Annotated in this window: 11 protein-coding genes; 6 read left to right on the top strand and 5 right to left on the bottom strand. The window is 70.2% G+C overall.

All coding sequences use genetic code 11. The annotated features are described in order from the left end of the window. Positions 1 to 391: 391 nt before the first annotated feature. The gene (locus OHN74_RS01830) at positions 392 to 2,569 is read right to left on the bottom strand and encodes a hypothetical protein (RefSeq protein ID WP_327692719.1); all 2,178 of its coding nucleotides are present in this window, start codon (positions 2,567 to 2,569) and stop codon (positions 392 to 394) included. 136 nt (positions 2,570 to 2,705) lie between these two features. Here OHN74_RS01830 and OHN74_RS01835 point away from each other — a divergent pair, with 136 nt between their 5' ends. Next, positions 2,706 to 3,974 (top strand): alpha/beta hydrolase family protein, encoded by a 1,269-nt coding sequence (locus OHN74_RS01835; RefSeq protein ID WP_327692720.1) that lies wholly within the window; start codon positions 2,706 to 2,708, stop codon positions 3,972 to 3,974. 271 nt (positions 3,975 to 4,245) lie between these two features. Here the strand turns inward: OHN74_RS01835 and OHN74_RS01840 are convergent, their stop codons facing one another. Together OHN74_RS01840 and OHN74_RS01845 are read right to left on the bottom strand one after the other, a co-directional pair. Next, positions 4,246 to 4,719: a hypothetical protein gene (locus OHN74_RS01840; protein ID WP_327692721.1), complete on the bottom strand. Its 474-nt coding sequence runs from the start codon at positions 4,717 to 4,719 to the stop codon at positions 4,246 to 4,248. After that, positions 4,716 to 5,171, bottom strand: coding sequence for a DUF6228 family protein (locus OHN74_RS01845; RefSeq protein ID WP_327692722.1), 456 nt, complete (start codon positions 5,169 to 5,171; stop codon positions 4,716 to 4,718). Before OHN74_RS01845 ends, OHN74_RS01840 begins: the two co-directional genes overlap by 4 nt. Positions 5,172 to 5,453: 282 nt before the next feature. Here OHN74_RS01845 and OHN74_RS01850 point away from each other — a divergent pair, with 282 nt between their 5' ends. Then, entirely contained in the window at positions 5,454 to 8,660 is a 3,207-nt protein-coding gene (locus tag OHN74_RS01850; RefSeq protein WP_327692723.1) for a family 78 glycoside hydrolase catalytic domain, read from the top strand. Positions 8,661 to 9,121: 461 nt separating this feature from the next. Here the strand turns inward: OHN74_RS01850 and OHN74_RS01860 are convergent, their stop codons facing one another. Next, entirely contained in the window at positions 9,122 to 11,980 is a 2,859-nt protein-coding gene (locus OHN74_RS01860) for a glycoside hydrolase family 3 C-terminal domain-containing protein (RefSeq protein ID WP_327692724.1), read from the bottom strand. Positions 11,981 to 12,219: 239 nt separating this feature from the next. Between OHN74_RS01860 and OHN74_RS01865 the strand changes: the two genes are divergently transcribed. The 4 genes from OHN74_RS01865 (at position 12,220) to OHN74_RS01880 (ending at position 19,840) form a co-directional block, all read left to right on the top strand. Then, positions 12,220 to 14,205, top strand: coding sequence for a beta-galactosidase (locus OHN74_RS01865; RefSeq protein WP_327692725.1), 1,986 nt, complete (start codon positions 12,220 to 12,222; stop codon positions 14,203 to 14,205). A 42-nt stretch (positions 14,206 to 14,247) separates the two neighbouring features. Beyond that, entirely contained in the window at positions 14,248 to 16,386 is a 2,139-nt protein-coding gene (locus OHN74_RS01870; protein ID WP_327692726.1) for an alpha-galactosidase, read from the top strand. Positions 16,387 to 16,442: 56 nt separating this feature from the next. Then, positions 16,443 to 17,951 carry a glycoside hydrolase family 43 protein gene (locus tag OHN74_RS01875; protein ID WP_327692727.1) on the top strand — a complete coding sequence of 503 codons (1,509 nt, stop codon included), beginning with the start codon at positions 16,443 to 16,445 and terminating at the stop codon, positions 17,949 to 17,951. 128 nt (positions 17,952 to 18,079) lie between these two features. Beyond that, positions 18,080 to 19,840 carry a cellulase family glycosylhydrolase gene (locus OHN74_RS01880; RefSeq protein WP_327692728.1) on the top strand — a complete coding sequence of 587 codons (1,761 nt, stop codon included), beginning with the start codon at positions 18,080 to 18,082 and terminating at the stop codon, positions 19,838 to 19,840. Between the two features lie 57 nt (positions 19,841 to 19,897). Here OHN74_RS01880 and OHN74_RS01885 read toward each other — a convergent pair whose 3' ends face one another. After that, positions 19,898 to 20,953, bottom strand: a complete 1,056-nt coding sequence (locus OHN74_RS01885; protein ID WP_443060334.1) for a LacI family DNA-binding transcriptional regulator — start codon at positions 20,951 to 20,953, stop codon at positions 19,898 to 19,900. Positions 20,954 to 21,002 lie beyond the last annotated feature (49 nt).

The following is a 21,002-nucleotide window of genomic DNA, read 5'->3' on the forward strand; positions in this document are numbered from 1 at the left end:
AGTTCGGCACCCTCGGCAGGCGCTCGTCCCAGCACTCCATGCGGGAGCGGACCTCGGTTGATGGGCCCGCCGCGATGAGTTCCTGTCGGGTCGGGACTCTGTTCCGGTGACCGTCACCGAACGCCTCGCAGGGCTGACTTTCGTCAAGGACCTGACGGCCCGCGCCCGCGGCACAGCGGCCGTGTCCTCACCCAACTCCCCTGCGGCCACGCCTTGCTGTTCGGCCGGGCCGAAACTCACCCAGGACGAGGGGTGCACACAAAACCTGGGAGGCGCCACGTGGGCGCCTCCCAGACGAGTCCAAGGGCGAGGAGAGCGAACGGACTTGAGTTCATTTACAGTGAATGAGAAGGAAGCCCCTTCATGGCCTCGCCAAGAGCAACGCTAGCACTCAGGCCGGTATCAAGTCGCGCAGATTTTCGAGGGTGATGACCCGGGAGTCCGGGTGCAGCCCCTCGGGGGGTTCGAGACCGATGTACGTCACAGGCCCGTCCGGGACCTGGTCGCCGTCCCACAGGTCCATGTCCATCCCCGTGCCGTCGCCGGACATCAGGTCGATCAGGTACCCCACCGTCAACTGTTCACGCTCGACGACGGCGCGCACCACCTTCGCCACCGACACCTGGTTCTCCTCGACCCGGTTGGCCGACGAGATGCCTTTCAGATACAGGTGCAGCCACTTCGCACGCCACCGGCCGTCCTCCTCACGCCGGAACACCAGCGGCAGCGCCACCCGACCCACGCCGCGCAGCTCCGACTTCATCCGTACCGTGCGCGGCTCGAACGGCCGGCCCTTCTGCTCGCCGTCGCGCAGCATGAAACCGAAGAACGACTCCTCGACCTCCTCGAAGCCCTCACCGGCGAAGATGTTGACCTGCGGAACGATGAACGTGCTGCGCACCCGGTCCAGGGACAGGTCGATGAACTCCGAGGCCCCGTCGGGTGCCTCCGTGACATCACCGGAGTGCCGGCCCCCGACGGCCGTGAGCGACGTGTAGGAAAGCCAGGAATCGGTGCTGTAGTCGGTGTGGAGAAGCAGCGCCGAGAGGTCGAAGTCGGTCCGCGCCGCGCTCTCCTTCCAGTACACGAAGAAACGCAGTCGTTCGCCGTCGACCGCCGAGACCGAACCGCGCGGCAGTACGCCGAGCCCGGACGCGGTCGCCCTGCCGCTGAGCGGGAGTGCCACGTCGACCACGTCGGGATCGATCAGCAGTCGGCCCGGCTGCGGGAGCCGACGGCGCAGCTCGGTGTCGAGGGCGGCGATCAGGCGGTCCCGGTCCGGGGCCGGCACGGGCGGCCGGTAGTCGGCACAGACCCAGGCACGACCTCGACGGTTGACGAAGACGCGGGGGTCGTCGGTCTCCCGGCCCCGGTTGTGGAAGTGCTCGCGGACCGAGAGGACGACCCGGCCGGAGACCTCGGGGGCGACCCGTACGGCGGCGTCCACCACCGCGTCCCGCTCCTCCTGGTCGGCGGCGATACGCAGCAGCAGGTCCAGGGCGCGGAACAGCTTGCCGGGAGCCGCCTTCAGCAGCTGCACCGCGCCGAGTACGTCGAACTCGTCGAGCAGCTTCTCCAGACGGCTGTCGAACGACCGCGCCTCCTTCTCGCCTCGTGCCACGGCGAACACATCGGCGGCGTGCGGCCAGCGCGGGTACTCGTGCGGGTGGAGACGCTCACCGAGTCGCTTGAAGGGCTCGCGGTGCGCGTGCACGTCGGCCAACTTCGCGGGGTTCGCCGCGACCACGGCGTCGAGGCCCGCGAGCAGTGCACGGCGGGCCGGCCGCGACAGAGCCCGGAACCGGGTCGGCTCCTGCAGCGTGACGTCGCCGCCCGACAGCGCGCAGGCAAGCCGCAGCACATCGGTGACGGTGTCCAGCAGCAGGTCCGCTCCGACGGCGAGCCGGGCCTCGTTGACGACGGCCCGGTTCTCCCGGACCGGGATCGTCTCCGGCTGGGGGCCGAGCGCGCACTGCTCGGCGAGGGTCCTGAGGTCGCGCAGGTGGTCCTCGCCCAGTGGCGTCGTGCTGCCCGCCAAGGCCAGGTACAGGTCCGCGAGTTCGGACTCCAGGTCCCGCCCGAGGTGCAGGACGGTCACCCGGTCGCCTGCCGAGGCGATCAGCTCGTCCTGCGCCGCGAGCATCTCCTCGTAGGTGTGCTGGTAGCGGCCGTACGTCGGGAGGCTGAGCAGATCCAGCACCCCGTGTGCAAGCTGCGTCAGGACGTTCTCACGCGACTTGTCGTCGCCGAGCGCCTTCACCACGCACCGCATCCAGAACTCTTCGGTGTCCGGCACGTTCGCCGGGAAGTCGATGAAGTAGGAGTTGTGCCGGACGTGGTCGCCCACCATCTCGCTCACAGTACGCAGCGTTCGCTCGGCGGTGTACACGACTGCGGCCCGGGACAGCCCCGACAGCCTCTCCAGCAGCTCCGCCGAGAGCTTGAACCCCACAGAGGTCAGCGCGGCGTCGAACTGCCGCGCGGCAGTGGCTCCTTCACCGGCGGAGCCCTTGGGAGAGGAGAGGCGGTGGGTGTGCCGGATGACCAGCGATTCAAGACTGTGCGCCATCCGGGGATGATCGCAGAGGTGTGCGAACCGGCGCACAGGAGTTTTTCGCGCTCCGCCCCCTAAGGGATGACCGCAGGACGAAATGGGGGTACATCCGGATGGCGGATACGGCTGGCGGCCTGCAGCATTGACTGACATGACGGAGGAACAGTCGATCAAGGAACGAATCAACCGGCGTCGCGGCCTGCGGGCCACCATGGCCTGCGCGGTCATCGCGATCAGCGCATTGGCCACGGTCCTGCCCGCCGCTGCCGTCGCAGCAGTTGGGCCGACTGTGAAGCCGGCCCCGCTGAGTCTGCCCGCCCCTACGGGCAGGTACGAGGTCGGCGAAGTGCCCGTGCATCTCGTGGACCGCTCCCGGCCCGACCCTTGGCACAGTGGTCACAACCACCGCGAGCTGATGATCAGCGTGTACTACCCCACGAAGCGTGCAGCAGGCCGCCCTGCCGCGCCATACATGCTTCCCAAGGCGGCAGCGCACTTCGACTCGGTGACCGCCAACGACTACCTCGGGATGAACCTGCCGACCGGACAGGTCGATTGGGCGGCCACGGTCACGCACGTGGCACAGGGCGCTCCGGTTGCCGAGGAGGGCGGGAAACGGCCGGTGCTGATCTACTCACCAGGACTGGGCGAGCCCCGGACCTGGGGAACCACCCTGGTAGCGGACCTCGCCAGCCGGGGCTATGTCGTGGTCACCGTCGACAACACCTATGAATCCCCGGAAGTGCAGTTCCCCAACGGCTCACTCGCCACCATGGTCACACCGACGGACCCCGATGCGTTCATCAAGAAGTCCCTCACTGTCCGGACGATCGATACCGGTTTCGTCCTCGACCAGTTGGGCGTGCTCAACACCGGCCGCAATCCTGACGTGGACGGCCGACGACTGCCGAAAGGCCTCGCGGGAGGGCTCGACCTGTCCAAGGTCGGCATGTTCGGTCACTCGATGGGCGGCACGGCCACGGCCACGGCCATGGATGCCGACCCGCGAATCAGAGCGGGCATCAACATGGACGGCAACCTCACCAACTTCGACGGCACACTCATGCCGGTGGCCGAACACGGGCTCGCACGACCGTTCCTCCTCATGGGCAAGGACGGAATGACGGACACCGGGCCCGGCTGGCAGGCGTTCCGCGCCCACACCCCCGGCTGGAACCGCCAGCTCACGCTACGCGGTTCGGAGCATGCGTCGTTCACGGACGCGGAGGCGCTGCTCCCCCAGCTGGGCCTTCCCCCGGCCGACCAGACACAGATCCTCGGCACGATCGACCCGGCCACGGCGATCCGCACCAACGAAGCCTACGTTTCCGCCTACTTCGACCACTGGTTGCGCGGGCGATCCGACCGTCTCCTGAACGGGCCGTCAGACCAGTACCCAGCAATGGAGTTTGTCGACTGAGGCTTCGGCATCTCTTCGAACATGCAGGTCGGACGGACTCCGGCGTGGCACTCGCTCGGGATACTCGTGCTGGTCCCGGGCGGGCGTCTGCGGTCTTGCTCATCCGTCATGTCATCGGTCGAGGCTTTCGCATTCGGGTCGTTGGACCCGGCCCGGCCAGCCGGGTTGTTGATGTCGAACAGCCGCTCACGGACCTGCGTGGACTCCGTGACGCTCGATGTCTGCGAGCTTCACGCCACCACCCTGATCAGCGTGCACGACACTGACCGCCCTACGACTCCTGGGGACGCCGGCGAGTGCGCCAGATGCGTCTGAGGGCATCGAGTTCCGTTCGGGGGAAGTACCTGCCCCACTTGTCGTGGTATCCGGTTTCGCCGTACGCCCACGCGACCTCGTCGAAGCAGCGGATCACGGTGCGAGCGAGCACGTCGATGCCGAGCCGACTCGACCAGATCTGGGTTCCGTCGTTGTCGTGATCGCTGCCGTCGCGCAGTTCCAGGACCCGGATCCGGACGTCCTCGCCGTCGCGGTGGAAGATCCACCGGTAGGCGGTCGGTTCGGCTTCGAACTGGGCACGGGTCTCCGTCCCGCCCGCGACGAGCCTGGCCACCGCCGTCAGGAACTCCTCGGGCGCGTCACTGATGTAGGACGCGGTCAGTTCGGCCTTCGCCCGGTGATCTTCGACAACACAGTCCGCCCACCCATGTGCCAACGGTGTCCAGGTGATGCGCATGCCGACTGTCACCTGTCCTCCCTGGCGAGAAAGTGCCGGAGGTCGGCCGCCAGGGAAGTCATCTGTTCGCCGGCCTCCAGCCAGGTCGTCACCGAGGCGTCCCAGACGCCGGCTGCCTGCGGCCACGGCCGCAAGGTCCAGTTCAGTGCGACGTGGCCGCCAGACCGGAAGACGGCTGACACCGACAGGTCCCGGTCGTCGGTCCGCCAGATCCGTTCACCGTCCCATCCCCGGTAGTCCGCGGCGAGTTCGTCCAGGAACAGGGCGAGATCGCTGTCCCAGGTCCAGGCGACGACCTCGTCCACACGAGCGGTCAGGCCCGGGGCCCGCAGCTCGACCGCATAGTGGACGGAGTCCTCGTCGAAGTTGAATCGATCGCGGAACTCCACGCCGACGGACGCGTTGTGGCCGCAGCGGACAGACACGCCGCGCCTGCCATCGGTCTCGTCGGACAGGGAGGTCATGGGCGGAACGCTAGTCAGCGTCGCTCCGGACGTCATCCGGATTCGTCGTCGACGGAGTGCGACGCGGGAACGGCTTCGCCGATCTCCCGAACGCGCTCCGCACGTGGTGCCCCTGCCCCCTGCCCTCTGCGTTCCTCGGACCGATCGTGTCGCGAGCCCCCTCTGTTAAATCGTTTCAATTCACAGCGAAACCATAAGTGATGAAAGCATTGACTGACCGGACGTGGAACCTTAACCTCCGGGCAATCACATTGAAACCTTTCACCAGCCGAGGGTGCACCAATGTCCTGGGACCTGTCGCGTCGAAGACTTCTCCAACTCGGTGGCACCACGGCCGCCTCGGTCGTACTGACCGGGTCCCCGGCACTGGCGGCCGACGGGCCGGGCGCCACCAAGAACCCCGGCCGGCCGCCCGTGCCGACCGGGACGCTGGCCGATCTGCTCCCCCAGGCACTCGGCACGAGCGCCGGGCAGAACCCTCGGTTCAGCTGGCAGGTGCCCGACTTCTGCGCCGGCACCCTCCAGCGCGCCTACCAGCTGCAACTGGCCGCCGCTCCCGACGGTTTCGCCGACGAACGGCTCGTCTGGGACTCGGGCAGGCGCAAGTCCGCCGACTCGACCGCCGTACCATACGGTGGGCCGCCGCTGCAGCCCCGTACCGCCTACTGGTGGCGGGTCGCCAGCTGGGGCGACAGACGGTCCGCATGGTCGGAGCCGGCTCTGCTCGCCACCTCGGTCGAGGACCAGTGGGAGGCCGAGCCGATCTGGGCGCCGGCCGGGCCGGTGATGACCGACGGCACCCTCACCGCCCGGCTGAAGATCACCACTGTGGCCGCCGGGGTGTGGTTCCGCGCCGCGAACACCTCCAACAACTACATGTGGCAACTGCGTGCCGGAAGCGCCGGCGTCCTGCGCAAGCATGTCTGCGTGAACGGCACGTACACCGTCCTCGGCGAGATCCGGCTGCCGTTCGCCGTCACCACCGGGGAGTGGGTCGATCTCGCTGTCACCATGACGGGCTCCACCTTCACCACGACCGTCAACGGCACCGTCGTCGACACCACCACCGACACCCGCTACGCCTCCGGCAACATCGGACTGCGCAACGGCCTGACCGAGTCCCAGGTCTACGACCGGATCACCTTCACCGCCGCCGACGGAACGATTCTCCTCGACGACGACTTCGCCTCCGACAAGGGCACCTTCTCCGTCGGCACGGTCTCCGGCGGCACACTGACCTTCCCCACCGGGGCCACCTCGCTCTCCTCCTACGGGGCCGACGACACCTGGGCGCTCCTGCGCCACGAGTACGCGACCGCCACGGGCAAGGAGCCGGCCGCCGCCGTCCTCTACGTCGCGGCCAGCTCCCCCGACCCCGCCCGGCAGTACGTGGCCAAGGTGTGGAGCAACGGCACCGTCGTCGGGCACGCGTCCGTGCGCTCCGGCACCGGGACCGCGTACCAGGCGTTCGACATCACCTCGACCCTGCGGAGCGACGGCGGGCCGAACACGCTGGCCGCGCTGTGCTGGACCACCTCGCAGCAGAAGTTCCTGGCCCAGCTGGAGGTCACGTACACCGACGGCAGCCGGACCACCGTCGCCTCGGGGGACCACTGGAAGGCGCGCCGCCAGGGCGGGCTGCTGCCGGCCAAGGGCAGCGCGGGCAGCAGCTACTTCACCGTCCCCCAGGAGTACTGGGACCTGCGGCAGGAGCCCGTCGGCTGGACCGGGCCCGGCTTCGACGACAGCGGCTGGGACGCTCCCGTCGTCCGCTCCGCGATCAGTGGACTCGTCCCGGCCCCGATCGAGCCGCCGCGGCTGCACGATGTCACCCCTGCCTCCGTCACCAAGGTCGCCGACGGCCGCTGGCTGGTGGACCTCGGCCGGGAGATCGTCGGCGGACTGGCCCTGAAGGTCACCGGGAGCGCGGGCGACACCGTCGAGGTGCGCCTCGGTGAGGAGTTGAACACCGACGGCACCGTCAAGTACCAGACGCGGGCCACCAACACCTACCGCGAGGTGTGGACCCTGCGCGACGGGCAGCAGAGCTTCGAACACTGGGGCTACCGCGGCTTCCGCTGGGCCGAACTCCGCACGGCGCTCGACCTGTCCGGGGCCGTCGTCACCGGGCGTGCCTGGCGCCTCGACTGGGACGACAGCGACTCCTCGTTCAGCAGTTCCGACCCCGACCTCGACCGGGTCTGGGAGCTGTGCCGGTACTCGATCGAGGCCACCCGCGGCGATCTCTACACCGACACCCCGACCCGGGAACGCGGCCCCTACGAGGGCGACGCGCTGATCAACCAGCTCTCCGAGTACGGCGTCCAGCGCTCCTACGCGCTGGCCCGCTGGTCGAACGACTACCTGGTCCGCAAGGGCACCTGGCCCACCGAGTACCGGCTGATGTGCGCGCTGTCCGCCTGGGAGGACTACCTCGCCACCGGCGACGACCGGCAGCTCGCCAAGGACTACGACCTGCTCGCCGCGAAGAACCTCACCTCCTATCTGGACTCCCAGGGCCTGGTCCGCAAGGCGCCCGGCAGCAGCAGCCAGGACCTGGGCGACCTCGTCGACTGGCCGACCGCCAGCCGCGACGGCTACGTCTTCACGAACGTCAACACCGTTGTCAACGCCTTCCAGTACGCGGCCTTCGACGCCCTGGCCAAGTGCGCCGCGGCGCTCGGCAAGGACGCCGACGCGACGGCCCTGCGCGCACGCGCCGACACCCTCGGCACCGCCATGCGCGCCACGCTGTTCGACAGCACGGCCGGCCGGTTCCTCGACGGCGAGGGCACCACGCACAGCGCCCAGCACGCCACCGCCTTCCCGGTCGCGTTCGGCGTCGCGGACACCCTCGACGCCGAGGTCCGCGCCCGGCTCGGGGACACGCTCGCAACGGGCGGCATGCGGATGAGCGTGTACGGAGCGCAGTTCCTCCTCGACGCCCTCTTCCGGCTCGGCCGCGCCGACGCCGCACTCGCGCTGCTCACCTCCACGGCGACCAACTCGTGGCTGCACATGCTCGACGAGCTGAAGGCCACCATCGTCACCGAGGCCTGGGATCCCGCGCTGAAGTCCAACATGACGTTCTCCCACGCCTGGGCCTCGGCTCCGGCCAACGCGATCCCCCGGCACGTGCTCGGCGTCAGTGTCACCGCGCCCGGAGCCGCGGAGTTCCTGATCCGCCCCAGGACCGGCGCCCTCACCGAGGTCACGGGCACGGTGCCGTCCGTGCGCGGCCCGGTCGAGGTCGCCGTACGGCGGTCGGCCGACGCCCATACGACACGGGTGACGGTGCCGCCCAACTCCAGCGCGGTGCTGGAGGTGGAGATCGGCGACGCCCACCCGGCGCAGTACCGGGTGACGGCGACAGCACCCGGTGGACAGGGACGGGTGCCGGTCCGATTCATCACCGACCTCACCGGGACGGTGCTGCGCATCGGGCCCGTCGGCTCCGGTACGACGAAGGTCGAGCGCAGGGTCTCCTGACGGCGGGGCTGAGGGTTCCGGCCCAAGGTCCCGTCCTTCGCCCAACTCGCCCGTACGCCACGGCAGTCGACTGCCGTGGCGTACACCGGCCCTCCCCCGGCAGGCATGCTGGGGTCGGGAGGCGATCGCGTCGTGGTCGGCGGAGGCCCGGTCGGCATCCTCATCGCCCCGGTCGTGCGGGCCACCGGATCCGACGTACCGGTGGTGGCGCTCAGCGCCCACCGGCGGCAGCTCCCCGAGGAGTTGGGGCCGAGCGCCTGGGACCCGGACCGTGGACGACGTGAGCGGACCGGTCGGTCAGCGGACCGCAGACGCGGGCGCGGACGTCGCCTTCGAGGTGTCCGCGCAGCGACAGGGGGATCGCGTGGGATGGTGAGGTTCACGGCCCGTGAACCTCACCATGGTGACTTCCTTGCGGGCCAGGCGCCCAGGAAGCGGCAGCACCGGGAAGGCGGGACCAGTCACGCGATCGCGTCCGAGGCCGCGGCCAGGCCGAAGGAGAAAGAGGCGAAGCGGAAGTCTCCGTGCAGGGTCAGTTGTAGGTCCTGGACACCGTTGCCGGGGGCGGTCGTGTCGGCGCTCACCGTTGTCCACGTACGGCGGCCCCCGGTGACCGGCGGAGTTACGTGTGCGAGGAGCCGGTCGCCGGCCCGGACCTCAAGGCGTGCCTCAGCCGGTCCGGTGCTCTCGCGCGCGACCTCAGCCTCGAATCGGGTGGCACCGGACAGGTCGACGGAGCGGAACAGCAGAGTCGCGGGGCGAGCGGCATCGGCCGGGGTGACCGCGTCGCCGGCGGCACGGGTGGCGTCGACGAGGGTGATGTCCGCGCAGTCGTCGAAGTCGGCGGCCAGGACGCGTCGGCCGACCACCTCGCGGGGTGCGGGGGCCGTCCCGGTCACCGTCAACTGCGCGCTCCGGACGACGTGTTCCGCGGAGCGGGCGACGAGGATCTCGTAGGCACCGGGGTCCACGGTGAAGGCGTCGGTGGCCACGTCCCAGTGGGCGAGCCGGTCGGCGGAGAGCCGGAAGGCGACCTCCCGGCTCTCCCCCGGCTCCAGACGCACCTTGCGGAAGTCGGCGAGCCTCAGCCGGGGTGCCTCGTACCGCGCGTCCACGGCACGGACGTAGAGCTGGACCACCTCGCTGCCGGGTCGCGCCCCGCTGTTGGACAGCGTCACCGTGATGTCGAGGGCGCCGTCCTGCGGCACCGCCGGTGTGGACAGCAGCAGGTCGCCGTAGGTGAAGTCGGTGTAGGACAGGCCGTGGCCGAAGGCGTACAGGGGTGCTTCGCGGTGGTACTGGTAGGTCCAGCCGGCCTTGATGACGTCGTAGTCGAGCCGGGGCGGGAGTTCGTCGTCGCCGCGGTACCAGGTCTGGGGCAGCCGGCCCGACGGGTCGGCGTCGCCGAGGAGTACGGCGGTCAGCGCCCTGCCCGTCTCCTGGCCGGCGTGGGAGGTCCACAGCACGGCCGGCAGGTGGCCGGCCGCCCAGTCGACCGCGTAGGGGTAGCTGCTCATGACGATCAGCGCGGTCTCCGGGCGGACGGCGGCCACCTCGCGCAGCAGGGCCTCCTGGGTGGCGGGCAGAGCGGTGCCCGTACGGTCCTCGGTCTCGCGGCCGTTGATGAGCGGGTGGTTGCCGAGGACGACGATGGCGATGTCGGCAGCCGCGGCGGCGCTGCGGGCGTCGGCCGCACCGTCCCGCAGCAGCTCACGCTGCCAGCGTTCGGCGTTCTGCGGGCTGTCGGCGGTGGTGGCGACCCTGCCGTCGTCCGGGTCGACGACGGCGTAGCGGCCGGTGAAGACGTTGCGCAGGAGCACGGAGTCGGCGTCGCCGGAGGGATCGGGTTCCAGAAGGAAGGTTTCGTTGATGAACCAGGTCTTGATCACCTCGGGGTCGGCGACGAGCGAGTCGTCGTCCCTTCGGGTGAGGTACCGGCCGGTGTCGGCGTCGCGCAGTGTCAGCACCCCGTCGCCCCACTCGGTGACGTCGAACGCGGTGCCGCCGAGGAACTTCCCCGTGGTGCGGGAGCGCAGGGCGATCCGGTCGGCGGCCTCCACGACCACGACGTCACCCGCGGCGGCGCGCAGTGCGGACGCGATGCCGACCCGGTAGGGCAGGGTGCCGCTGTACCAGTCCTCGTACAGGGCGTCGGCGTGCGGGCCGATGACGGCGATGCGCGGTGTCCCGTCCGCCCGGAGGGGCAGCAGGCCGTCGTTCTTGAGGAGCACCACCGAGTCGGTCGCGGCGCGCAGGGCCAGGGCTCGGTGTTCGGCCGAGTCGATCACCTCCGGGCCGATGCCGGCGTACGGGTCGAGGTCCGGGTCGAACTCGCCCAGCCGGAAGCGGAGTTGCAGCTGGCGTCGGGCGGCGCGGTCGATGTCCGCCTCGTTGATGGAGCCGCGTTCCAGCGCTTCGCGCAGTCGGCCGATGGTGATCGAGCTGTTCTCGTTGTGCTCGGTGAAGCTGTCGATGCCCGCCCTCAACGCCGCCGCGTGGGCCTCGGCATGGTCGTCGAAGTAGTGCTCCGGGTCCACCAGGTTGCCGGGTGCCTCGGCATCGCTGACGACGAACAGTTCGTGCCCGGTCGGTACGGCCCAGCTCCGCAGTTCGTCGAGGAGCGGACTGACGTGGCAGGGGCGGCCGTTGACGAGGTTGTACGCGGCCATGGCGCCCGTCGCCGCGCCCGAGGCGACGATCGGGCGGAAGGCGGCCATGTCGTACTCCCGCAGGACGCGCGGGCGCAGACCGGAGGAGGTGACGCAGCGGTCGTCCTCGTTGTTGTAGGCGAGGAAGTGCTTGAGCAGCCCGGCCGCGCGCAGATACGTCGGATGGTCACCGGCCAGTCCCCGGCAGTAGGCGATGCCGAGGCGCGCGGTGTGTGTCGGGTCCTCGGAGTAGCCCTCCTCGTTGCGGCCCCAGCGCGGGTCGCGCAGCAGGTTCACCACGGGGGCCCATGCCTGGAGGCTGATGCGGCCGATGCCGTTCGGCGCGGAGCGGTGGTGGTGGAAGGCGCGCAGCTCGACCGAGACGGCCTCGGCCACCTCACGGACCAGGCCCTCGTCCCAGGTCGCGCCCAATCCGACGGCCTGCGGAAAGACGGTCGCCTCGCCGAGCCAGGACACACCGTGCAGAGCCTCCGTGCCGGTCCGGAACGCGGCGACGCCGAGGCGCTCGACGGCCGGCACGCACTGGTGCAGCAGCGCGATCCGCTCGTCGAGCGTGAGCCGCCCGAGCAGGTCGTCGACACGCTTGTCGATCGGCAGACCAGGGTCACGGAACGGGAGGCGGTGGGCGGCGGACTGGGACGGAGAACCCACGAGGCAGACCCCTAAGACAGACTGAGTGCGGTTTCGTTGAAGCGCTTCGACGAAGCTGCCACCGGCCCGGCGGGCTGTCAATGACACGCGAGAAGGAAAGTTTCTCACCTTCTCGACTCTTGTTTCGCAAGAAATATGTCATTAGCGTTCGCGGCCGAGTGAAGCGCTTCGACACCCAGAATCCGAAGGAGAAGAGCCACCGCCATGACCGATGAGTTGCCCTGCTCCAAGGACCCGTCATGACCTCGCGCAGCCTGACCGACCGCCTGGGCGGACTCGCCTTCGGCGGGGACTACAACCCCGAGCAGTGGGACGAGCCGGTGTGGAAGGAGGACGCCGAGCTGATGAGCCGGGCCAGGGTCAACCTGGCCACCGTCGGCGTCTTCTCCTGGGCGCTGCTGGAACCGGAGGAGGGCCGCTACGACTTCGCCTGGCTGGACGCCCACCTGGACCGCCTGCACACGAACGGCGTGGCCGTCGACCTGGCCACCCCCACCGCCTCCCCGCCGCCCTGGTTCACCCTGGCCCACCCGGACGCGCTGACGGTCCGGCCGGACGGCACCCGGCTCGTCCACGGCAGCCGGGACACGTACTGCCTCACCGCGCCCGCCTACCGCGACGCGGCCCGCCGTATCGCCGGGGCGCTCGCCGAACGCTACGGAGACCATCCCGCCCTCGCGCTGTGGCACGTCCACAACGAGTACGCCACCCTCTGCTACTGCGACCACACGGCCGCCGCCTTCCGGGTGTGGCTGCGCGCCCGGCACGGCTCGCTGGACTCCCTCAACGACGCCTGGGGGACGGCCTTCTGGAGCCAGCGATACACCTCCTGGGAACAGGTGCTCCCACCGCGTACGACGAACTGGCACCACAACCCCGGCCAGGAACTGGACTTCCGCCGCTTCTGGTCCGACGTGGTGATCGCCGCCTACCGCGAGCAGCGTGACGTGATCCGCGCGCACAGCGACCGTTCGGTGACGACCAACCTGATGCTGCCCTCGTACCAGAACGTCGATCTGTGGGCCCTCGCCCGGGAACTCGACGTGGTCACCTGCGACCAGTACCCCGGCGCACCCGGCCCGGGCGCCGCCGCCGATGTCGCCTTCCACGCGGATCGCGCCCGGTCGCTGGGCGGCGGCAGTCCCTGGCTGCTGACGGAGCAGGGCACCAGTACCGTCTACGACGGCGATCGGGTCCTCGCCAAGGACCCCGGTGACATCCTGCGCCACACCCTGGGCCACATCGCGCGCGGCTCGGAGGGCGCCCTCTTCTTCCAGTGGCGGCAGTCCCGGGCCGGCGCCGAGACCTGGCACTCGGCGATGGTGCCGCACGCCGGGCCCGACAGCCGGATCTTCCGCGAGGTCACGCAGACCGGGGAGGCGGTCGCCCGGCTCGACGAGCTGGCGGGATCGACGCTCTCCGCGCAGGTGGCCGTCCTGCACGACCCGGACGCCTGGTGGGCGCTCGGTGTGGACGGCCTGCCCTCCGCGGAGCTCGACTACCACGCGGCTCTCGCCCGGACCCACCGCACGCTGTGGGACTCCGGTGTCACTGCCGACTTCGCCCACCCCGTGCACGAGTTGAGCCGCTATCCGCTCGTCGTCGCACCCGCCCTGTTCCTCCTCTCGGACGCTGCGGCCGAGAACCTGCGCCGTTACGTCGCCGACGGCGGAACGCTCCTGGTCCAGCACGCGACCGGCTACGTCGACGACCGCCTGCACGCCCGCCTGGGCGGCTATCCGGCCGCTCCCCTGCGTGAGGCGCTGGGCATCCGCGTCGAGGAGTACCGGCCGCTCCGGCGCGACGAGCGGGTCACCCTGTCGGACCGAACGCGGGGCACCGCCTGGAGCGAGTCCCTGCGCGCCGAGGGCGCCGAGACGCTCGCCGCCTACACGCACGGGATGCTCGCAGGCCGCCCGGCGCTGACCCGGCACCGCTTCGGCACCGGTCAGGGCTGGTACCTCTCGACGTGCCTCGACGACACCGGGTACGCCGCCCTGGTCGCGCGGCTGCTCACCGAGGCCGGCGTGGGCCCCGAGATGCCGGGCCTGCCCCCACAGGTCGAGGCCACCACCCGACTCGCCCCGGACGGCCGTCGCTGGCGCTTCCTGATCAACCACAGCACCGAACCCGTATCTCTGCCCGAGCCCGCCCACGACCTGCTCACGCACGGCACGGTGTCCGAACTGCCCGGCGGCGGCTGCGCCGTGCTTCGTATCGCCTGAGCGGGGCCCGGGCTCCCCCTGTCCCTCTCCGGAAAGGCAACCATGACCAGCGCACCGCAGATCCTCCGATGGGGCCACCGGGCCCTGGAGGTCGAGATCGGCGTCGGCGAAGACGGCACCGCCCGCCTCACCCGTATCGGCCTCCCCGGCGGGACACCCCCCGAGCCGCGTTCGTGGCCTCCGCTGCCCCTGGTGGAAGTGACGGCCGCGGGTCACGGCCGGGCCTGGTCGGGCGGACGCCTCATCGACACGTCCCTCGGCGGACGGCTGCGGCACCGCACGCACCAGGTGACCCGCGACGGCGACTGGCACGTACTCACCGTCGAACTCCACGATCCCGAGACCGGGCTCGTCGCCGAGGTGACCTACCGCTCGCCGGAAGGAGTGCCCGTGCTGCGCGCCGAGGTGCTCCTGCGCAACGACGGGGCAGCCACCCTCCACCTGGAGTCCGTCTCGTCCCTCGTCGTGGGCACTCTCGCGGACGGTCCGGAGGCCATCGACGCCGCCGACCTGCTGTGGGCCGAGAACGACTGGGTCGCCGAATGCCGCTGGCAGCGCAGGCCGATGCGCGTGACCTCGCCGGGCCTGGGCGACCGCGTCGTCTACGACAACGGCAAGGGGGAGTTCACGCAGACCGGGCGGGGCGTGTGGTCCAGCTGCGGCCGGCTGCCCATGGGGGGTCTGACCGACCGTCACCCGGGCCGCACCTGGCTGTGGCAGATCGAGCACAACGGCGGCGGCTGGCACTGGGAGTGCGGAGAACGCGACACGCTGGCCTACCTGGCCATGTTCGGCCCGAACGACACCCACCACGGCTGGCGGCATCCGCTGGAGGCGGGCGCGGAGTTCCGTACCGTGCCCGTCGCCCTCGCCTTCAGCGACGACGGCGGCCCCGACGAGGCGTTCGCCGCGCTCACCCGCTACCGTCGCGCCCTGCGCCGCCCGCACCCCGACCACCGGCAACTCCCCGTCATCTTCAACGACTACATGAACTGCCTGATGGGTGACCCCACCACGGAGAAGCTGCTGCCACTGATCGACGCGGCGGCCGAGGCGGGCGCGGAGTACTTCGTCATCGACGCCGGCTGGTACGACGGTGAGAACGGCGGCTGGTGGGACAGCGTCGGCGCCTGGGAACCGGCCGCCTCCCGCTTCCCCGGGGAGCGCGGGATCCACGAGGTGCTGGACCGTATCCGGGAACGCGGCATGGTCCCCGGTCTGTGGCTGGAGCCGGAGGTGATCGGCGTCCGCAGTCCCATGGCCAAGTCCCTGCCCGACGAGGCCTTCTTCCGCCGCGACGGCATCCGTGTCACCGAGACCGGCCGCCACCACCTGGACCTGCGCCACCCCGCCGCCCGCGCCCACCTGGACCAGGTGGTGGACCGGCTGGTCGGTGAGTGGGGGGTCGGCTACCTCAAGCTCGACCACAACATCGACCCCGGCTCCGGCACCAGCGCCCACCCCGGCGAGACCCCGGGCGCCGGACTCCTCGGCCACAACCGTGCCCATCTCGCCTGGCTCGACGGCATCCTGGACCGCTACCCGCACCTGGTGGTGGAGAACTGCTCCTCCGGCGGTATGCGCTGGGACTACGCACTGCTGTCCCGGCTGCAGCTGCAGTCCACCAGCGACCAGCAGAACCTCCAGCTGTACGCCCCCATCGCGGCCTCCGCGCCGACCGCCGTCACCCCCGAGCAGGGCGCCGTCTGGGCCTACCCGCTGCCGGAGCACTCCCAGGACGAGGTGGCCTTCACCATGGCCAACGCCCTCCTCGGCCGCATCCACCTGTCGGGCCTCCTGCCCGAACTGCGGCCCGAGGCCCGCGCCCTGGTCCACGAGGGCGTCGCCGTGTACAAGGCCCTACGCGCCGACCTGGCCCGGTCGGTGCCCGTCTGGCCGCTCGGTCTGCCGGTCTGGGACGACCCCTGGCTCGCCCTGGCCCTGCGGACTCCGGACACCACGTACGTCACCGTCTGGCGCCGCCCCGGCGCCGAGGCCACTACGGTCCTCCCCCTGCCCCATCTCCGCGGCTCGGCGGCACCGGCCGAGGTGCTCTACCCCACCGCACACCGGGCCGTCCTCTCCTGGGACCCCGACACCGCCGACCTCACGCTGACGCTGCCCACGGCTCCGTCCGCCGTACTGATCCGCCTCACCCACACGGTGCCCGAGGCGTCCTGACAGGCCATCGCCGGACCGCGACGACGACAACCGCACCACCGAAAGGACTTGACCCCGTGTCGGACAAGCAGCAGACGGACGCCACCTTCCCCAACCCCGTCATCCCAGGCTTCCACCCCGACCCCAGCATCTGCCGCGTGGGCGACGACCACTACATCGTCTGTTCCAGCTTCGAGTACTTCCCCGGCATCCCCGTCTTCCACAGCCGCGACCTGCTGCACTGGACACAGATCGGCAACGCCCTCGACCGGCCGAGCCAGCTTCGCCTCACGGACACACGGTCGTCCGGCGGTATCTACGCCCCCACCCTGCGCCACCACGACGGCCGCTTCTGGCTGATCGTCACCAACGTGACCGAGGGCGGCGGCAACATGCTGTTCACCGCCACCGATCCCGCCGGGCCCTGGTCCGATCCGGTCCGTCTGCCCGACGTCCCCGGCATCGACCCGGACCTCGCGTGGGACGAGGACGGCACCTGCTGGTGCACGGTCGCCGGGGTCTCGCAGGTCCGCATCGACCCGTACACGGGGGAGTCGTTCGGACCGCGGCGCCAGCTGTGGTCCGGCGCCCCCGGCGCCAAGGCTCCGGAAGCTCCGCACCTGTACCGGATCGGCGACCACTGGTACCTGCTCATCGCCGAGGGCGGCACCGAGCGCTGCCACGGCGTCTCGATCGCCCGTGGACGGACGCCCACGGGCCCGTTCGAGCCGTGCCCGGACAACCCCATCCTCACCCACCGCGGCACCGACCACCCCATCCAGAACACCGGCCACGCCGACCTGGTCCAGCGGTCCGACGGCTCGTGGTGGATGGTGTTCCTTGGCGTCCGGCCGGGTGGTGGAAGCCCGGGCTGGCACGTGCTGGGCCGCGAGACCTTCCTGGCACCGGTCGAGTGGGTCGACGGCTGGCCTGTCGTCGGCGAGGTGACATCCGAACTGCCCGCGCCCTCCTGGCCGCTCGTCCCCGGCCCCGTCCAGTCGGTCCGGGACGACTTCGATCTCAGCGAACTGCGTCCGCAGTGGATCTCCGTGCGCGACCGTCCGGCGGAGCACTGCACCACCAAGGAACGGTCCGGCTGGCTGACGCTGCGCGCCCGGGGCGGCTCCCTGGACGAACCCGACGTCGTGTTCGTCGGCCGCCGCCAGCAGCACCTGACGTGCGAGGCGCGCACGCGGATCGACCCGGCGGAAGGGCGCGGCGGACTCGCCGTACGCCTGGACGAGGAGCACCACTACGAGATCGAGGCGTCCGAAGGAGAGGTGCGCGTCCTCAGCCGGATCGGACCGCTGCGCACCGTCGTGGAGTCCCGGTCCGTGCCCGCCGGGCCCGTGGTCCTCGGCGTCCGCGTCCGCGCCACCGTTCCCCTGGACGCCCGCACCGGGCCCGACACCCTCACGCTCGGCATCGAGGAGCCGGACGGCACGTTCACCGCGCTCGGCACCCTCGACGGCCGCTATCTGTCGACCGAAGTGGCCGGCGGCTTCACCGGCCGGGTCATCGGCATGTACGCCGCGACCGGCACCGTCCACTTCGACTGGTTCGACTACGAGCCGCTCACCCGCTGATCCCTCACCGCGCGACAGGACACCGCGTCGCCGGCCGGAGACGTCCGGCCGGCCCCTCCATCGACCGTCTGCCGCTCCATCCCCCCACGAGCGGAACCCCCCGCTCGGCCAACAGAGAAGGATCAAAGATGAAGGGAACGCCACACCCCACCCGTCGCCGCAGTCGCGGCCCCGGCCGTCTGTTCGGCCTCCTCCTGGCGCTGGTCGCCGCGATCGGGCTGACCAGCACCACCGCGTTCGCCCTGCCGAGCCACAAGGACACGTCCCTCGTACGGCTGCAGCTCGCCGATCTCGCCGCCGCCCCGAAGGACACAGTGGCCGCGATGCAGCCCAGCTGGAATCTGGGCAACACCCTCGACGCCATCCCTGACGAGACCTCGTGGGGCAACCCCCTGACCACCAAGGCCCTGTTCGACAAGATCAAGGCCGAGGGCTTCCGCAGTGTCCGGATCCCCGTCACCTGGAGCGGCCACCAGTCCGCCACCGCCCCTTACACGATCGACGCGACCTGGATGAACCGCGTCAAGCAGGTGGTCGACTGGGCGCTGGCCGACGGTCTCTACGTCGTGCTCAACGTCCATCACGACTCGTGGCAGTGGATCACCACCATGCCGACCGACCACGACAACGTCCTGGCCCGCTTCAAGGCCACCTGGACCCAGATCGCGGGCAAGTTCCGCGACTCCCCGCAGTCGCTGCTCTTCGAGAGCAACAACGAGCCGCAGTTCAACAACACCACCGACGCCCAGGGCATCCAGTACAACAGCGAACTGAACACCGCGTTCCACACGTTGGTGCGCCAGACCGGCGGCAACAACGCGACCCGTCTGCTCATGCTGCCCACCCTGCACACCAACGCCGGCCAGGAGTTCCTCGACGCCCTGGTCGGCGAGATGAAGGCGCTGAACGACCCCAACCTCGTGGCCACCGTGCACTTCTACGGCTGGTACCCGTTCAGCGTGAACGTCGCCGGCGGCACGAAGTTCGACGCCACCGCGCAGAAGGACATGAGCGACACCTTCACCCGGATCCGCAACACCCTGACCTCCAAGGGCATCCCCGTCTATCTGGGCGAGTACGGCCTGCTGAACTACCCCGACCACAACCACCCCGCCCGCGTCGAACTGGGCGAGGGGCTCAAGTACTTCGAGCAGTTCGGCTATGAAGCCCGCACGGCCGGCGTGACCACGGCTCTGTGGGACGCCTTCAACTTCCTGAACCGCACCACGTTCCAGTGGCGCGACCCCGCCATCATCGACCAGATCAAGTCGAGCTGGACCACCCGCTCCGGAACCGCCTCCTCGGACCGGGTCTTCCTGGCGAAGTCGAGCGCGATCACCGCCCAGACGATCACCCTGAACCCGAACGGCGGTAGTTTCCTGGGGGTTTGGCAGGGCAACACCATGCTCACTCCGGGCCGGGACTACACCGTCTCCGGCAACCAGCTCACGCTCTCGGCCACCGCGCTCACCCGGCTGGCCGGCAACCGCGTCTACGGGGTCAACGCGACCGTCGAGGCCCGCTTCAACCGGGGCCTGCCCTGGAAGATCCACGTGACCACGTACGACAGGCCGGTGCTCTCGAACGCGACCGGCAACACCAACGGTGTCACCATCCCCACCCAGTTCCGCGGTGACCTGCTGGCGACCATGGAGGCCACGTACGCCGACGGCAGCAACGCCGGCCCGACGAACTGGACTCCCTACCAGGAGTTCAACAACGCCTTCTCCCCCGACTACCCGGGCAACGCACTGCTGCTCACCTCGAACTTCGTCAACTCGCTGCGGGACAACGCGCAGGCGACCCTCGTCTTCCATTTCTGGAGCGGTGCCACCGTGACGTACCGCGTGACGAAGTCCGGAGGTTCGGTGACCGGCACCGTCGGCTGACGGACGCTGTTTCGCCCCGGGTGCCCACCCGGCACCCGGGGTTCTCCCCCGGTCCGCTCAACCCTTCGGCGGGGCCGTGCTCTCGCGGACGGTGAGGGTGGTGGCTATCTCCACACCCACCTGGGGCACGTCCTCGCCACGGCCCAGTGCCAGTGCCAGTTCGGTGGCGGCCACCGCCATCTCCGCCAGGGGCTGGTGGACCGTGGTCAGCGGCGGATCGACCCAGGCGACCGCCGGTACGTCGTCGTAGCCCACCACACTCAGGTCGTGCGGGATGCTCAACCCGAGTTCTCGCGCGGCCTGGTAGACACCCATGGCCTGCATGTCGTTGGCGGTGAAGACAGCGGTGGGGCGCTCGGGACGGGAGAGCAGGTCGCGTGCCGCCGTGTAGCCGTCCTCACGGGTGAGGAGGGTCTTGACCACCAGGTCCGGCTCCACCGGCAAGCCGGCTTCCGTGAGCGCTGAGGTGTAGCCGGCCAACCGCGCGAGACAGAAGGGGTGATCAGGACCGCTGATCATGGCGATGCGCCGGTGCCCCAGCCCGATCAGGTGCCGGGTCGCGGCCTGGCCGCCCCTCCAGTTGGTGGCCCCGACGAACGGCACGTCGTCGGGGAGCTCCTCGTTCGGGTCGAAGACGACGAACGGGATACCCCTCGCCTTCAGTTGGCCCCGCTCCTCCTCCGACAGCTGTGCCACCGACAGGACGCACTGCGGGCGCCGTTCCACGGTGTCGTCGATGGTCCTGGTCGGAGTGTCCCGGAGACCGAACTCCGACACCAGGACACCGATCTTGTTCCTGCGGGCCACCCGTTCGACACCACGGATGATCTCCACGGCCCACATGCTCTCCAGCTCGCGGAAGACCAGCTCCACGAGTTTGCTGCGGTTCTTCGGCGGCTTGCGGTAGCCGTACCGGCGGATCAGCTCCTCGACGCGGGCCCGCGTCTCGTCCGACACCCCGGACCGGCCGTTGAGCACCTTCGACACGGTGGGCACCGAGACGCCGGCGGACTCGGCGATGTACGCGATGGTGACCGCTGCCGGCCCTTTGCCGCGCGTGCTCCGCTCTTCCGTCTCGTCCGTCGACGGAGTGTCTGATCGGCTGTCCGGCACGGTGGTCGGCCCCCATCCCCTAGCCCGGTGAAGCGGTCATTCTGACATC

The sequence above is a fragment of the Streptomyces sp. NBC_00459 genome (assembly GCF_036013955.1).
In the GTDB taxonomy this organism is placed as follows: domain Bacteria; phylum Actinomycetota; class Actinomycetes; order Streptomycetales; family Streptomycetaceae; genus Streptomyces.

Coding starts and splice junctions, on each gene's coding strand:
- OHN74_RS01830 (WP_327692719.1), bottom strand. CDS start 2,569: ATGGCGCACAGTCTTGAATCGCTGGTCATCCGGCACACCCACCGCCTC.
- OHN74_RS01835 (WP_327692720.1), top strand. CDS start 2,706: ATGACGGAGGAACAGTCGATCAAGGAACGAATCAACCGGCGTCGCGGC.
- OHN74_RS01845 (WP_327692722.1), bottom strand. CDS start 5,171: ATGACCTCCCTGTCCGACGAGACCGATGGCAGGCGCGGCGTGTCTGTC.
- OHN74_RS01850 (WP_327692723.1), top strand. CDS start 5,454: ATGTCCTGGGACCTGTCGCGTCGAAGACTTCTCCAACTCGGTGGCACC.
- OHN74_RS01865 (WP_327692725.1), top strand. CDS start 12,220: ATGACCTCGCGCAGCCTGACCGACCGCCTGGGCGGACTCGCCTTCGGC.
- OHN74_RS01870 (WP_327692726.1), top strand. CDS start 14,248: ATGACCAGCGCACCGCAGATCCTCCGATGGGGCCACCGGGCCCTGGAG.
- OHN74_RS01880 (WP_327692728.1), top strand. CDS start 18,080: ATGAAGGGAACGCCACACCCCACCCGTCGCCGCAGTCGCGGCCCCGGC.